Annotated in this window: 13 protein-coding genes; 10 read left to right on the top strand and 3 right to left on the bottom strand. The window is 61.5% G+C overall.

Features of this window, described 5'->3' with window-relative positions; translation table 11 throughout:
• Positions 1-82: 82 nt before the first annotated feature.
• The 3 genes from glmU to HNR59_RS09225 all read right to left on the bottom strand — a co-directional run bounded on the left by glmU (position 83) and on the right by HNR59_RS09225 (position 3,055).
• Positions 83-1,435, bottom strand: a complete 1,353-nt coding sequence (gene glmU, locus HNR59_RS09235) for a bifunctional UDP-N-acetylglucosamine diphosphorylase/glucosamine-1-phosphate N-acetyltransferase GlmU (protein ID WP_183828979.1) — start codon at positions 1,433-1,435, stop codon at positions 83-85.
• A gap of 125 nt (positions 1,436-1,560) precedes the next feature.
• Positions 1,561-2,307, bottom strand: a complete 747-nt coding sequence (locus tag HNR59_RS09230; RefSeq protein WP_183828977.1) for a cytochrome c biogenesis CcdA family protein — start codon at positions 2,305-2,307, stop codon at positions 1,561-1,563.
• Between the two features lie 538 nt (positions 2,308-2,845).
• A complete protein-coding gene (locus tag HNR59_RS09225) occupies positions 2,846-3,055 on the bottom strand; it encodes a hypothetical protein (protein ID WP_183831613.1) in 210 nt (69 codons plus the stop codon).
• A gap of 280 nt (positions 3,056-3,335) precedes the next feature.
• On the opposite strand from HNR59_RS09225, the gene topA reads away from it, so the two are divergent.
• The 10 genes from topA to HNR59_RS09175 all read left to right on the top strand — a co-directional run bounded on the left by topA (position 3,336) and on the right by HNR59_RS09175 (position 14,749).
• On the top strand, positions 3,336-5,963 hold the full coding sequence (gene topA, locus HNR59_RS09220) for a type I DNA topoisomerase (protein WP_183828974.1): 2,628 nt from the start codon (positions 3,336-3,338) through the stop codon (positions 5,961-5,963).
• Between the two features lie 4 nt (positions 5,964-5,967).
• On the top strand, positions 5,968-8,268 hold the full coding sequence (gene rnr / locus HNR59_RS09215; RefSeq protein ID WP_183828971.1) for a ribonuclease R: 2,301 nt from the start codon (positions 5,968-5,970) through the stop codon (positions 8,266-8,268).
• Between the two features lies 1 nt (position 8,269).
• Entirely contained in the window at positions 8,270-8,719 is a 450-nt protein-coding gene (locus tag HNR59_RS09210) for a DUF983 domain-containing protein (RefSeq protein WP_183828968.1), read from the top strand.
• A gap of 91 nt (positions 8,720-8,810) precedes the next feature.
• Positions 8,811-9,551, top strand: a complete 741-nt coding sequence (locus HNR59_RS09205) for an NUDIX hydrolase (RefSeq protein ID WP_183828965.1) — start codon at positions 8,811-8,813, stop codon at positions 9,549-9,551.
• A gap of 82 nt (positions 9,552-9,633) precedes the next feature.
• On the top strand, positions 9,634-10,818 hold the full coding sequence (locus tag HNR59_RS09200; RefSeq protein WP_183828962.1) for an MFS transporter: 1,185 nt from the start codon (positions 9,634-9,636) through the stop codon (positions 10,816-10,818).
• Positions 10,815-11,426: a nucleotidyltransferase domain-containing protein gene (locus HNR59_RS21035; protein WP_425488634.1), complete on the top strand. Its 612-nt coding sequence runs from the start codon at positions 10,815-10,817 to the stop codon at positions 11,424-11,426. The genes HNR59_RS09200 and HNR59_RS21035 overlap by 4 nt, the downstream gene beginning before the upstream one ends.
• Before the next feature lie 284 nt (positions 11,427-11,710).
• Positions 11,711-12,166: a 30S ribosomal protein S6 gene (gene rpsF / locus HNR59_RS09190; protein WP_183828957.1), complete on the top strand. Its 456-nt coding sequence runs from the start codon at positions 11,711-11,713 to the stop codon at positions 12,164-12,166.
• A 3-nt stretch (positions 12,167-12,169) separates the two neighbouring features.
• Complete coding sequence (gene rpsR, locus HNR59_RS09185; RefSeq protein ID WP_035025637.1) at positions 12,170-12,418, top strand: 30S ribosomal protein S18; 249 nt, start codon at positions 12,170-12,172, stop codon at positions 12,416-12,418.
• Between the two features lie 216 nt (positions 12,419-12,634).
• On the top strand, positions 12,635-13,219 hold the full coding sequence (gene rplI / locus HNR59_RS09180; protein WP_183828954.1) for a 50S ribosomal protein L9: 585 nt from the start codon (positions 12,635-12,637) through the stop codon (positions 13,217-13,219).
• A 228-nt stretch (positions 13,220-13,447) separates the two neighbouring features.
• Complete coding sequence (locus HNR59_RS09175; protein ID WP_183828951.1) at positions 13,448-14,749, top strand: cyclopropane fatty acid synthase; 1,302 nt, start codon at positions 13,448-13,450, stop codon at positions 14,747-14,749.
• Positions 14,750-14,822: the final 73 nt, after the last annotated feature.

The following is a 14,822-nucleotide window of genomic DNA, read 5'->3' as shown; positions in this document are numbered from 1 at the left end:
GCCGGCTGCCTTCTAGAGACGACCGGTGCAGACGGAAAATCAAATTGCATTGCGCCGCGTAGCAAGATGCAGGCGGCGTTTATCACTTCTTCTTTGCCGCGTCGGCCCGGCGCTCGCGCAGAGCGCGCGCCTTTTCCGGCAGCGTCTTCTGGCGGGCCCGGCCAAAGGCCAGCGCATCGTCGGGCACGCTTTCGGTGATGACCGAACCGGAAGCCACATAAGCGCCATTGCCGATGGAAACAGGAGCGACCAGCGAGGAATTGGAGCCGATGAAGGCGCCTTCGCCGATCTCGGTGAGGAATTTCGAATAGCCGTCATAGTTGCAGGTGATGGTTCCGGCGCCAATGTTGGCGCCAGCGCCGATATGCGCGTCACCTATATAAGTAAGGTGGTTGACCTTCGCACCCTTTTCCACGACGGCCTTCTTGACCTCGCAGAAATTGCCGACCTTGGCTTTTTCCTTCAGATCGGTACCGGGGCGCAGGCGGGCAAACGGGCCAACCTCGGCACCGGAAGCAACCTTCGCGCCCTCCAGATGGCTGAAGGCGCGGATGGTGGCGCCTGACTCGACATGGACGCCCGGCCCGAACCAAACATTGGGCTCCACCAGCGCATCGGCCTCGATCAGCGTATCGTGCGAGAAGAAAACCGTATCCGGCGCGACCAGCGTCACGCCGGCAAGCATGGTCTCGCGGCGACGATGCTTCTGCCAGATGGCTTCTGCTTCGGCCAGTTCAGCACGGTTGTTGATGCCGAGCGCGTTTTCAAAGCTCGCTTCGGTGGCAACCACCGGAAGCCCCCGGGCTCCGGCGATCTCCACGATGTCGGTGAGATAGTATTCACCCTTGGAATTGGCGTTGCCGACACCATCCAGAAGGTCGAGCGCATGGCGGCCGGAAATGGCCATCAGCCCGCTGTTGCAGAAGGTGATGCGGCGCTCCTCCTCGCTGGCGTCCTTTTCCTCACGAATGGCGAGCAGCTTGCCTTCGCTTTCGATGAGACGACCATAACCGGTCGAATTTTCGGTGCGGAAGCCAAGAACGACAACGGCGGCTCCATCGGCCAGCCGCTGGCGGGCGGTGGCAAGGGCCGTGGCATCGATCAGCGGCGTATCGCCGAACATCACCAGCACATCGTCATGGCCGCGCTCTATCGCCTTGCGGGCGGCCAGCACCGCATGGGCGGTGCCGAGACGTTCGGTCTGCTCGAAGATTTCGGCTTCCGGCGCAAAGCTTTCGGCCGCAGAGCGCACCTTCCCGCCGCCGTGCCCGACGACCAGCGCGAGATTTCCGGCACCGGCACTCTGCGCAGCCTTCGCCACATGCGCGACCAGCGGCAGGCCGGCGATTCTGTGAAGCACCTTTGGTAAAGTGCTCTTCATGCGCGTTCCCTCGCCGGCTGCGAGGATGATCGAGAGGCAGGTTCGCTGATTCATCTGGAACAACCGCATGCTGATTGCAGAAACGAGACTGTGGAACGCCGGTGAAGCGCTGATGCCAATGCACTCGGGTCAAGTATTGGCTACAGAGCGCGACACTTAAAGCATCGCCCCTGCAAATATCAACCCAGCCTGCCCAGAACAGGAAAGGTTTCCAGCAGCCAGAACGCCAGCGTCTGCACACCGCCGGTAAGGAAGAAGATGCCCGCGATCACCAGCAGCGCGCCGATGACCTTCTCGACCCTGCCGAGATGCACCCTGAAGCGCCCGAGAAAGCGCATGAATGCGCCTGAGAACATCGCAGCGATGAGGAAAGGGATGCCAAGGCCGAGCGAATAGGCGGCGAGCAGCAAGGCGCCCTCGCCCACGGTGTCGCGTCCCCCGGCAAGGGTGAGGATCGGCCCCAGCACCGGACCGATGCATGGTGTCCAACCGAAGGCGAACGCCAACCCCATGACATAGGCGGCAATGGCGCTGGCGGGCTTGCCCTGGCTCTGAAAGCGCGCCTCGCGCGACAACAGCGGAATGCGGATAAGGCCGAGGAAGTTCAGGCCCATGATGATGATCAGCACGCCGGCGGCCATGGCCAGCGGCTCCTGCCACACCCTGAGCAGGCGGCCGATCGTCGAAGCGCCGGCTCCAAGCGCGACGAAGACGGTTGAGAAACCGAGCACGAAAGCGAGCGACGCCGCCAACAAGGGCGCACGCGCTCCAGCTTTTGCAGCCACGGCCTGGTCGCCGCGAAAATCGTCGACCGAAACGCCGGCCATGTAGCACAGATAGGGTGGAACCAGCGGCAGGACACATGGCGAGAGAAAAGACAGCGCACCGGCCCCGACCGCGCTCACATATCCGATGTCCAGTGCCATATCCTGCATTCCTGTCCGATACGCGCCTATAGCCGCGGGTGACGAGGCTCTCCAATCACCATTTCGTGGCAGGTTGAAAAGGGTGCGGCGCGACCGCAACAAACCCCGTCTCGTCGCATTGGTAAAGACGGGTGCGACGCGATCTCGCACGCTTCAGCTGCCAATGCAGGCAACTGCGGGAAGCAGAAAATATGTGCTTCCGGCCCTGTGACGACGGGCAAAGCCGGTGTCCATAAGGTCTTTCGAAATTCAGCTTACGAGGAAGGAATCCGCTTTTCCGGCAGAAATTGCAGGACGGCGAGTGCTGCGTCATCGAAACCGTAAAGTGTTCTCTGGCCAAAGGGGCGTGGGCCTCTGGCCTGCTCGTCCAGTTGCCCAATTGCGATCTACGCTATGAGAAAGCTTCTGCCTGACCGGCGTTGCGGCAAATTAACCCAGCGGCCAGCATGCTGCGAATATCCTGCCGCTAAGTCCCGAACTGAATCTCGCAGGAAAAATTCACCGGCAGTAAACCGCCATATCTGTTGCACAGTAAATGTTACGACGCATCCTTGCGCCTTGCCTGCTGCATATTGACCGGGCGTTCGCCACGAATGATGTCACTGGCTTCAATGTAAGCCATCTCGATCAGATAGGTCAGCATATCGCAGCGCTCGGCCTCCGCCATCGCCCGAAGCTGCCCCAGCATGGATTGCAGATAATCCAGAGTTTCGGTCCGTCTCCGTCCATACACATAGTGCGTTGACACGCGCCCTCCTTTCCGGTGCCTCCAGGACCAATCTGAAAGATAGATCCCCCGAACCCGCCCGGCCATCTCTGTTGCCAAGATGTTCTATTCTTATGCCTCATATATTAAAAAGTGCAACTTAATTTTATTTACAACCCCAAGTTGATAGTTGCTCATGCATGTGTTTTTGCCCTGCCCCTTGACCCGGCGCGAAAGCACGGCCATTTGACGGTACCTGAAGATTTTCCCGTCGCGGTCACAGGAAACATTCCCCGCCGCAGACCCAGCATACACGGTAAATATGGACGTCGTCGTCGTCGAGTCGCCCGCAAAGGCGAAGACAATCAACAAATATCTTGGTCGCAACTATAAGGTTCTGGCTTCCTTTGGCCATGTCCGCGACCTTCCCGCCAAGGACGGATCGGTTCGCCCGGACGAGGACTTCGCCATGTCCTGGGCGGTGGACGGGGCGTCCGCCAAGCGCCTCGCCGACATTGCCAAGGCGGTCAAGGACGCCGATGGCCTGATCCTCGCAACCGACCCGGATCGCGAGGGTGAAGCCATTTCCTGGCATGTGCTCGATGTTCTGCGGGCGAAAAAGGTGCTGAAGGACAAGCCGGTCAGCCGGGTGGTCTTCAACGCCATCACCAAGCAGTCCGTGCTCGATGCCATGGCCAATCCGCGCCAGATCGATACGCCGCTGGTGGATGCCTATCTGGCGCGGCGCGCGCTCGACTATCTGGTCGGCTTTACGCTCTCTCCCGTGCTGTGGCGCAAGCTGCCCGGCGCACGCTCTGCCGGCCGCGTGCAGTCGGTGGCGCTGCGCCTCGTCTGCGACCGTGAAGCCGAGATCGAGCGCTTCATTCGCGAAGAATACTGGAACATCGCGGCCATTCTCGATACGCCGCGTAAGGACAGCTTCGAGGCCCGGCTGACTGCCTATGAAGGCAAGAAGCTGCAGAAGCTCGACATCAAGAACAAAAGCCAGGCCGACGGTATCAAAGCGATGCTGGAAGGCGCGCGTTTCAACGCGGTTTCGGTGGAAGCCAAGCCGACAAAGCGCAACCCTGCCCCACCCTTCACCACGTCGACGCTGCAGCAGGCGGCGTCCTCGCGCCTCGGCTTTTCCGCCAACCGCACCATGCAGGTCGCGCAGCGCCTGTATGAAGGCATGGACATTGGCGGCGAAACGGCTGGTCTCATTACCTATATGAGAACCGACGGCGTGCAGATGGCGCCCGAGGCAATCTCGGCCGCCCGCGCTGCGATCGGCAAGGAGTTCGGCGACAAGTACCTGCCGGAAAAGCCGCGCTACTACACAACCAAGGCCAAGAACGCGCAGGAAGCGCACGAGGCGATCCGCCCGACCGACTTCTTCCGCACGCCGGCCTCCGTGCGCCAATATCTGGATGCGGATCAGGCCCGCCTCTACGAGCTGATCTGGAAGCGCGCCATCGCCAGCCAGATGAATCCTGCCGAGATCGAGCGCACCACCGTCGAGATCGAGGCGGTCAACGGTGCGAAGACCGCCGGTCTGCGCGCCGTCGGTTCCGTCATCCGCTTCGACGGCTTCATCGCGGCTTATACCGACCAGAAGGAAGAGGATTCGGAAGACGAGGACAATCGTCGCCTGCCCGAAATCCGCTCCGGCGAGGAACTGGCGCGCGAGGCGATCAACGCCACGCAGCACTCGACCGAGCCGCCGCCGCGCTATTCGGAAGCCGCGCTCATCAAGAAGCTGGAAGAACTCGGCATCGGCCGCCCTTCCACCTATGCGGCCACGCTGAAGACGCTGGAAGACCGCGAATATGTCACCATCGACAAGCGTAGGCTGATCCCGCATTCCAAGGGCCGCATCGTCACTGCCTTCCTTGAAAGCTTCTTCGACAAATATGTCGAATACGACTTCACGGCCTCGCTGGAAGAGAAGCTGGATGAGATTTCCGACGGAAAGCTCGAGTGGAAGGACGTTCTGCGCGACTTCTGGAACGATTTTTCGGCCTCGGTCGACGACATCAAGGAACTGCGCGTTTCGGATGTTATCGACGCGCTCAACGACGACCTCGCCCCGTTGCTGTTCCCGGCGCGTGAGGACGGATCGGACCCGCGCATCTGCCCGAAATGCGGCACCGGCAACCTGTCGCTGAAGCTCGGCAGATACGGCGCCTTCGTCGGCTGCTCGAACTATCCCGAATGCGGCTATACGCGCCAGTTCGGAGAAAACGGCGAAGGCGACGCGGAAGCCGGCGGCATGGAGAACGGCAACAGGGTTCTGGGCACCGATCCCGAAACGCAGGAGGAAGTCACCCTGCGCACCGGGCGCTTCGGCCCCTATGTGCAGCGCGGCGACGGCAAGGAAGCCAAGCGCTCCAGCCTGCCCAAGGGCTGGTCGGCTCCGTCGATCGACCTTGAGAAGGCTCTGGCGCTGCTGGCGCTGCCGCGCGAAGTCGGCAACCATCCCGAGACCGGAAAGATGATCTCGGCAGGTCTCGGGCGCTATGGGCCTTTCATCCTGCATGATGGCACCTACGCCAATGTGGATACCATCGAGGACGTGTTCACCATCGGCCTCAACCGCGCCGTCACGGTTCTGGCGGAAAAGCAGTCCAAGGGACGTGGTGCACGCGGCGGTGCCGCGGCTTCCGCCCTCAAGGAACTGGGCGACCACCCCGACGGCGGCGGCAAAATCACGGTTCGCGACGGCCGTTACGGGCCCTATGTGAACTTCGGCAAGATCAACGCCACCCTGCCCAAGGGCAAGGACCCTCAGGCGATCACGCTGGAAGAAGCGCTTGTGCTGATCGCTGAAAAGGAAGCCAAGGGCGGCGGGGCGAAGAAACCGGCCCGCAAGGCGGCGGCACCGAAGAAGGCGGCGGCGGCAAAGAAGACTACGGCGGCCAAAAAAACCGCAGCAAAGAAGAAGGAATAGAAGCTTGGCGCGAGGGATCTCCGGAAGAAACCACGGCGATCCCCGCGCCGGTGACACGCGGCGCGGGACAAAGGACCAGTATCGCCCCTCGCGTGACGAAATCCTTCGCTACATCGCCGAAAATCCCGACAGTTCAGGCAAGCGCGAGATTGCAAAGGCGTTCGCCCTGCGTGGCGACGACCGCGTATGGCTGAAGGATATGCTGCGCGACCTCGAAGACGAAGGGCTTCTGGAGAAGAAGCGCAAGCGGCTGTCGCGCCCCGGCAATCTTCCCACCATCGCCGTTCTCGACATATTCGCACGCGATGAAGACGGCGGACTTCTGGCCCGGCCGGCCGAGCAGGATGAAAACGGGAATTCTCCCACGGTTGCCATAAAGCCGCCGCGCGGCGGGCCGGCTCCCGGCATCGGCGACCGTGTGCTGGCCAAAACCTTCTCCACCGGCAAGGAGGAAGGCCCGGCCTATACCGCGCGGATCATCAAGATATTCGAGAAGCGCGCGCAGGCCGTGCTCGGCATCTTCCGCACGCTTTCCGATGGTACGTTCCGCATCGAGCCGGTCGAACGGCGCCAGCCGGAACTCATCGTCGACAAGGAATTCCGCAACGGCGCCAACAATGGCGATCTGGTTGAGGTCGAGCCTTCACGCACGCCGCGCTATGGCCTGCCCAAGGCGAAGGTCATCTCCGTTCTGGGCTCGCCGCTGAACGAAAAGGCGGTCTCGATGATCGCCATCCACGCCCATGACATTCCCCATATCTTCCCGGCAGACGTGCTGACTGAGGTGCAGGCACTGAAGGAAGTCCGGACCGAAGGCCGTGAAGACTGGCGCACCCTCCCGCTCGTGACTATCGATCCAGCCGATGCAAAGGACCATGACGACGCGGTTTTCGCCGAACCTGACAGTGACGAGAAGAACCCCGGCGGGGTGATCGTCACCGTGGCGATCGCCGATGTGGCGGCCTATGTGACGCCGGCCTCCGCGCTCGACCGCGAGGCCCTGAAGCGCGGCAATTCGGTCTATTTTCCCGATCGTGTCGTGCCGATGCTGCCCGAGCGCATCTCCAACGATCTGTGCTCGCTGCGTGAGGGCGAGGAGCGGCCTGCAATGGCGGTTCGCATGACCTTTTCGGCCGAAGGCCGCAAGGTGCGCCATTCCTTCCATCGCGTGATGATGAAATCGGCGGCGAAGCTCGCCTATCCGCAGGCTCAGGCGGCCATTGACGGCACGCCGGATGACAAGACCGGGCCGCTGCTCGACACGGTGCTGAAGCCGCTCTGGGAAGCCTATGCGGTGCTGAAGCGAGGTCGCGAACATCGCCAGCCGCTCGAACTCGACCTGCCGGAGCGCAAGATCATCCTCAAGGAAGACGGCACCGTCGACCGCGTGATCGTGCCGGAGCGCCTCGACGCTCATAAGCTGATCGAGGAGTTCATGATCCAGGCCAATGTGTCCGCGGCGGAAACGCTTGAGGGCAAAAAACAGCCGCTGATCTACCGCACCCATGACGGGCCCTCGCTCGCCAAGCAGGAGGCGTTGCGCGAATTCCTGCAAAGCATCGGACTGTCACTGGCGCGCGGTGCGCAGATGCGCCCCTCCCAGTTCAACGGGCTTCTGGAGCAGGTGCGCGGGACCGACAACGACGCGCTGGTCAACGAAGTCGTGCTGCGCACGCAAAGCCAGGCCATATACACGCAGGACAATATCGGCCATTTCGGCCTCAACCTGAAACGATACGCGCATTTCACCTCTCCGATCCGCCGCTATGCCGATCTGATCGTGCATCGTGCGCTGATCGGCGCGCTCGGACTTGGACAGGGCGGGCTCACCCGTGACGAGGAGTCGCAGCTTGCCGAGATCGCCGCCCTCATCTCTACCGCAGAGCGGCGGGCCATGGCGGCAGAGCGCGAAACCGTGGATCGCCTGATTGCGGCGCATCTGGCGGAACATATCAACGAGAGTTTTCAGGCCCGTATTTCGGGCGTCACGAAAGCGGGACTTTTTGTCCAGTTGCCGCAATTTGGCGCAGATGGTTTCATCCCGGTGTCGTCCCTGGGAGGGGATTACTATATATACGACGAAACGGCACGATCGCTGTTTGGAGAACGAAGCGGCAAAGGTTATCAGCTCGCGGACAATGTCGAGGTCCGTCTCGTCGATGTAGCGCCAATGGCCGGAGCCATGCGCTTCGAGATGTTGAGCGAACCCAAGCCTCTGTCAGGCTCCACCCGGTCGTATCACAAGGCGAAAGGCCGTATCCGCGCCCTGAAAAACAGGTCAGGTTCGCGCGGCAGGAGACGATGACATGACGACAGGCAGCACCGAACAGCAGGTTTTCGGCGGCGACAGCAAGCCGCAACGGCCGACACGGCCGGTTGGCGAGGCCATGAAGCGGGGTTTTCTTGGCCGATGCCCCGCCTGCGGCGAAGGCAAGCTTTTTCGCGCTTATGTGAAATCCGTCGACACATGCTCGGTCTGCGGCGAGGAAATCAGCCATCACCGGGCGGACGACCTTCCGGCCTATCTCGATATCGTGGTGGTCGGCCATATCGTCATTGCCGGCTTCATGGCGGTTGAAATGCGCTATGTGTGGCCGATGTGGGCACATTTCGCCGTCTGGGCGCCGCTCACCCTGATCCTCGCCCTGTTGTTCCTGCAGCCGATCAAAGGCGCGGTCATCGGGCTGCAATGGGCCTTTTACATGCATGGCTTTGGCGATGAGCCGGACCAGCTTGAGCCGCATCCGGAACATTAGGGCCTTCGGTCCGTCAGGTCCGTCGACTGGTGCAATGGCAAATGCGAAAACGGCTCTTTCGTAATGGGCGGCTTTCGGCTAGGTGCGTTGCATGCAGGGCATGAGCAAAGCTGAAGTCGACAAGGTGGAAGGTGCCGAGATGGAAACGAAGGCGCCTCCCCTGCGCCCGCGTGACGCGGCCACCCTTCTTCTTCTCGACCGGCAGGGCGGAGAATTCCGCGTGCTGATGGGCAGGCGCCACTCCAGCCACGTCTTCATGCCGGGGAAATTCGTCTTTCCGGGCGGACGCACGGATCCCAGCGACGGCCGCGTCCTTGTCGCCGACGGACTGCATCCCGAGGAAGAAGCCAAGCTGACGGTTCGCGCAAGCCGCACCACGCCGACGCGCGCACGCGCCATCGCCTTGTCGGCGATCCGCGAAACTTACGAGGAAGCCGGGCTGCTGATCGGCAACAAGGGGTCGTTCTCCACGTCACGCCCGGACTGGCAAGGCTTTGCCGAACACGGTGTCATGCCCTCTCTCACCGGGCTTCGCTTTGTGGCGCGCGCCATCACACCGCCCGGAAGGGTCCGCCGCTTCGATACGCGCTTTCTGGCAGCCTTTCGCGATGACGTGGCCGTGGAGCTTCCACAAGGCGGACCGACCAACGAACTGGAAGAGCTTGTCTGGCTTTCGCTCGATGAAGCGCGCGCGGCGGATGTGCCGGCCATCACCCGCACGATTCTGGGAGAGGTGCAGCAAAGGCTGGCCGGCGACCCGCGACTGAGCCCCGGCGGGCCCGTGCCTTTCTACCGAATGCTCAACAATCGCTTCGTGCGCGATCTGCTTTGACCGGGGTGCCTGCGTTGCCGTTTCACTGCTTCCCTCTCCTGTCCGGATGCAGCCCGCTGCCTGCATGCAGGATGATCCTGCAATGACCGCACAGGTGGAAACCCGCGACGACGAGCGGGTGCAATGGCTTCCAATGATCGCCGCGATCTCGGCAATCAGCGTTGTCGGCATCGCCATCGGCCTTGGAATGCCGCTTCTGTCGGTCATTCTGGAAACGAGAGGCTATTCGGCCTCGATGATCGGGCTTAACACGGCGATCGCCGGCATCGCCTCCATTGCAGCGGCGCCGCTGGCCACACCGCTCGCCGCCCGATTCGGCGTGGCCTGGACGATGCTCGCCATGATCACCACTGGCGCGCTTGCCTTCACCGGCTTCTATTTCGTGCCCTATTTCTGGATGTGGTTTCCGCTGCGCGCGCTGCTGCACCTTTCGCTCACAGTGCTTTTCATCCTTTCCGAATTCTGGATCAGCACTTCTGCGCCGCCGCACCGACGGGGTCTGGTGCTGGGCATCTACGCCACAGTGCTTTCCCTCGGTTTCGCCGCCGGCCCGTGGATTTTCTCCAAGCTCGGAAGCACCGGCTTCATGCCGTTCGGCACCACGGTGGCGCTTGTCGCACTCGCCGCCATCCCGATCATTGCAGCGCGCAACGAAAGCCCGCCCATTCACCGCGATGGTGAGACGAAAACCGGTTTCCTGCGCTACATCTGGCTGGTGCCCACGGCCACCGCCGCGGTTCTGGTGTTCGGCGCGGTCGAAACAGGCGGCTTTGCCCTTTTCCCGGTTTACGGAAGCCGGATCGGATATTCCGAGGCCGATGCGGCACTGCTTTTGACCATGATCGGACTTGGCAACGTGCTTTTGCAGATCCCGATCGGCATGCTCAGCGACAAGGTGTCGGACCGTCGTTACCTGCTTTTGCTGTGCGCCAGCGTCGGCATGGTGGGAACGGCCTTCATGCCGCTGTTCGCGCAGAATTGGCACCTCATGGCGGGGCTGCTCTTCCTGTGGGGCGGCGTTGTCGCCGCGCTCTACACGGTGGGTCTCGCCCATCTGGGCTCGCAGCTTTCAGGCCATGAACTGGCATCCGCCAACGCCGCCTTCGTGCTGTGCTACGGCATCGGCATGGTGCTGGGGCCGCAGGCCATCGGTATCGGCATGGATCTGTTCGGCCCGCCCGGCTTCGGCTGGTCGCTCGCCCTGTTCTTCGGCGCTTATATGGTGCTGTCGATCGGCCGGCTGCTGTTCAGGATCCGTACCGGGTGACCACCCCGGATCTGCCTCCCCACGACGCATGGCAACCGTGGCAACCGCATGAACTTGCGGAAAAACTCCGCGATGTGAAAGCCCCGTGGTGCATAGCCGGGGGATGGGCGCTGGATTTGTGGCATGGCCGCCAGACCCGGGACCATGAAGATATAGAGTTCACAATCATCCGCAGCGACTTGCCGCTTTTTCGCAGGGCGCTGTTGCCGTTGCAGTTCTGCACCGCGTTCAGCGGAACCGTAGAGCTTCTGCCTGCGCATCGCGAGCCAGGGCCGGACGTGTTCCAGATATGGTGTCTGGACACAGCAGAACACTGCTGGCGCACCGACATGATGCTGGAACCGGGTGACGCTGACATGTGGGTCTGCCGGCGCGATGTCCGCATCAGCCGCCCACGCAGCGAAGCTTTCGCAATCACCCCGGACGGCCTGCCTTACCTGAAGCCGGCAATCGTGCTGCTGTTCAAGGCAAAGCACATGCGGGCAAAGGATGAAGCGGACTTTGCGGGAGCCCTGCCCCGGATGGACGCCTCCGAAAAGGAATGGCTGAAGCGATGCCTTGATCTGGTTCATCCCGGACATCCATGGATCGGGGCTCTGCAAGGCTGACAAGGCTGATTTGACGGCATTTCATGCCCGATAACGAATGGCCGGGGTTGTGTTCGCGCCGTTTTGCTTTATAGACGCGCTCAATCTGCCGGTCCCGATTGGGGGCTGAACGGAGGGCCGCTGGTTCGTGAGAGCCATCGACAGGAAGCCTGAAGCGCTTCTGCCTCCCGTGTCTCCGCTCTCGACCGTCTCGTCCATGCTCCTTTCTTCCCCGTTTCGGGTCAAGAGAAGTTGCAGAGGCTTAGCCGTCGGGAACCGGGAGAGAAACGAAGAAAGGCAAGACTATGGCTCTTTACGAACATGTGTTTCTTGCCCGGCAGGATCTGTCGCAGCAGCAGGTCGATGAGCTCGTTGAACGTTTCAAGGGCATCATCTCCGAAGGCGGCGGCTCGGTTGGCCGGGTTGAGAACTGGGGACTGAAGTCCCTCACCTACCGCATCAACAAGAACCGCAAGGCGTATTACACGCTGATGGACCTCACCTGCCCGCCCGCAGCTCTGAACGAGCTGGAGCGCCAGATGGGCCTGTCGGAAGACATCCTGCGCTTCATGACCATCAAGGTCGAGCAGCACGAGGAAGGCGCCTCCGCCATGATGCAGAAGCGCGAAGAGCGCTCCGAGCGCGGCAATTTCGGTGACCGTCCCCGCTTTGGCGACCGTGACCGTGGTGGTGATCGCGACCGTGGCGGTGATCGTGGCGACCGTGGCCCGCGTCGTCCCCGCGAAGGCGAAGGAGAGTAATCGATGGTCGACATCAACCAGATCCCGACCCGGCGTCCGTTCCATCGCCGCCGCAAGACCTGCCCGTTCTCCGGCGCCAATGCTCCGAAGATCGACTACAAGGACGTGCGTCTGCTGCAGCGCTACATTTCCGAGCGCGGCAAGATCGTGCCTTCGCGCATCACCGCCGTCAGCCAGAAGAAGCAGCGTGAGCTCGCCAAGGCGATCAAGCGCGCCCGCTTCCTCGGCCTGCTGCCTTATCTGGTGCGCTAAGAACTTCCGGAGCGGACGGTTCACCGTCCGCTCCTCTCATTCGTGACGGGCACGTTTGAGACGCATGAAAATCCCGGGTTGGGTCCGTTTCGGTCCCTAACTGCCTTGGACAGGCAGGACAGCGAACAAGGTGCCGATGCACCACCGGCTTTCCCTGACTGTCCCCGATTCAATCGGCCGTTGCACGGCCAGATCACAGGTCTGAAAGGACAGCACATGGACGTCATCCTCCTCGAACGCATCGCGCGCCTCGGCCAGATGGGCGACACCGTCAAGGTCAAGGACGGTTTCGCACGCAACTTCCTTCTGCCGAAGGGCAAGGCCCTGCGCGCCAACGAAGCCAACAAGAAGAAGTTCGAAGCCCAGCGCGTCACGCTGGAAGCCCGCAACCTCGAACGCAAGACCGAAGCCGAGGCCGTTGCCGAGAAGCTCGACGGCACCACCTTCATCGTCGTGCGCTCCGCCGGTGAAACCGGTCAGCTCTACGGTTCGGTGTCGACCCGCGACATCGCCGATTTCCTGGCTGACGAAGGCTTCAACGTCGCCCGCAACCAGGTCGAGCTCAATCATCCGATCAAGACCATCGGTCTGACCAACATCGCCATCGCGCTGCACCCGGAAGTCGAGGTCACGATCACGCTCAACATCGCGCGTTCGACCGACGAAGCCGAGCGTCAGTCCCGCGGCGAGCTGCTGACGACTGCCGAAGCCATCTATGGCGACGACATCAACGAAAATGCCCGTCCGGACAACTTCTTCGACCCGAACGAAGAGTTCGAAGAGGGTGAGGAAGAAGCGTAAGCTTCGCCTTCCAGCTCAATCTGGACCAAGAACCCGGGCTCTGCCCGGGTTTTTTTGTGCCACATTGGAACTTTTCAAACCGGAATCATTTCTGCAAGATTGCATATCAGTGCTGTCTTGGACCGTTCCATCGTTCCAGTGTAGCGATGAAGCCGTCCAACTCTTTGGCAAAGAGCGATCCCCCGCGCCAGTTTCCGGCCGCAGGATTCGCGCAGGAAGAGGCTGGCGATGAATATTCTTCTGCAACGCATAATCGAGAAGATCGTCCACACCGGGACTTTGACCGTGACCGGACCCAACGGCGCAACCCGGACCTTTGGCGACGGAACGGGCACCAAGACCCATGTGGTCATTCACACCAGACGGGCGGAGCGCGCTATCGCCCTGCATCCGTCACTCGCCATTCCAGAAGCCTTCATGGAGCAGGAACTCGACTTCGTCGAAGGCGACGTGCTGAGCTTCCTGCATCTGGTCTACCAGAACATGGGCATCTCCTGGACCGATTCGAACTGGGGCAAGCTGCTCAACACCGCGCGTCTCGCCTTCCGCCCGTTGCAGCAATTCAACACGCACCGCCGATCCAAGAAGAATGTCGAGCACCACTACGATCTTTCAGGCGAGCTCTACAAACTCTTCCTCGACGACGACATGCAGTATTCCTGCGCCTATTTCGAGCGGCCGGACATGTCTCTCGAAGAGGCACAACTCGCCAAGAAGCGGCATATCGCGGCCAAACTGCGCATAAAGCCCGGCCAGACCGTGCTCGACATCGGTTGTGGCTGGGGTGGCCTCAGTCTCTATATCGCCAGGGCTTTTGAGACCGACGTTCTGGGCGTTACCTTATCCAATGAACAGCATCACGTCGCGACCGAGCGCGCGCAGGCGCAGGGACTCGACCGGCATGTGCATTTTGAAATCCGCGACTACCGCGATCTTTCGGAACGGTTCGACCGCATCGTCTCGGTCGGCATGTTCGAGCATGTCGGCATCACCCAGTACCAGACCTTCTTCGACAAATGCGCCACATTGCTGAAGCCTGACGGCGTGATGCTGCTGCACACGATCGGGCGCACGGCTCCGCCGACCACGACGAATGCCTTCATCCGCAAGCACATTTTCCCCGGTGGCTACATTCCCGCTCTGTCCGAGATCATGCCCGCGATCGAAAAGTCCGGACTGGCGATCACCGATGTTGAGATCCTGCGCCTGCACTATGCCGAGACACTCAAGCACTGGCGCGAGCGTTTCCTCGCCAATCGCGACAAGGTGAAGGACATCTACGACGAGCGCTTCTGCCGCATGTGGGAATTTTACCTTTCGGGCTCGGAAGCCTCGTTCCGGTGGCAGGATCTGGTCAATTTCCAGATCCAGCTCACCCGCAAGAACGATGCCCTGCCGATCACGCGCGACTACATGTCCAAGTGCGAAAAGGCGCTGGAAATGCACGAAAAGGCGCATAGCCCGGATGCACCAGCAAAGAAGCCGGCAGCGAAGCCAACGGCAAAACGCCGCGTTTCCGGCGGAAAATAACCCGGCCCGCTGCGCAGATATCCTTGAGCGGGGTTGTAAAATGGAGGAATTGCGATGAATAGGGGCTGATACC

This window comes from Aquamicrobium lusatiense (genome assembly GCF_014201615.1).
In the GTDB taxonomy this organism is placed as follows: domain Bacteria; phylum Pseudomonadota; class Alphaproteobacteria; order Rhizobiales; family Rhizobiaceae; genus Mesorhizobium; species Mesorhizobium lusatiense.
The sequence above is the reverse complement of the archived record's forward strand: the minus strand, read 5'-3'. Positions and strand labels throughout refer to the sequence as shown.

What these genes read in the sequence shown, in the direction of transcription:
- glmU (WP_183828979.1), bottom strand. Translation starts at nt 1,435, where the DNA reads ATGAATCAGCGAACCTGCCTCTCGATCATCCTCGCAGCCGGCGAGGGA.
- HNR59_RS09230 (WP_183828977.1), bottom strand. Translation starts at nt 2,307, where the DNA reads ATGGCACTGGACATCGGATATGTGAGCGCGGTCGGGGCCGGTGCGCTG.
- topA (WP_183828974.1), top strand. Translation starts at nt 3,336, where the DNA reads ATGGACGTCGTCGTCGTCGAGTCGCCCGCAAAGGCGAAGACAATCAAC.
- HNR59_RS09210 (WP_183828968.1), top strand. Translation starts at nt 8,270, where the DNA reads ATGACGACAGGCAGCACCGAACAGCAGGTTTTCGGCGGCGACAGCAAG.
- HNR59_RS09205 (WP_183828965.1), top strand. Translation starts at nt 8,811, where the DNA reads ATGCAGGGCATGAGCAAAGCTGAAGTCGACAAGGTGGAAGGTGCCGAG.
- HNR59_RS09200 (WP_183828962.1), top strand. Translation starts at nt 9,634, where the DNA reads ATGACCGCACAGGTGGAAACCCGCGACGACGAGCGGGTGCAATGGCTT.
- rpsF (WP_183828957.1), top strand. Translation starts at nt 11,711, where the DNA reads ATGGCTCTTTACGAACATGTGTTTCTTGCCCGGCAGGATCTGTCGCAG.
- rpsR (WP_035025637.1), top strand. Translation starts at nt 12,170, where the DNA reads ATGGTCGACATCAACCAGATCCCGACCCGGCGTCCGTTCCATCGCCGC.
- rplI (WP_183828954.1), top strand. Translation starts at nt 12,635, where the DNA reads ATGGACGTCATCCTCCTCGAACGCATCGCGCGCCTCGGCCAGATGGGC.
- HNR59_RS09175 (WP_183828951.1), top strand. Translation starts at nt 13,448, where the DNA reads ATGAATATTCTTCTGCAACGCATAATCGAGAAGATCGTCCACACCGGG.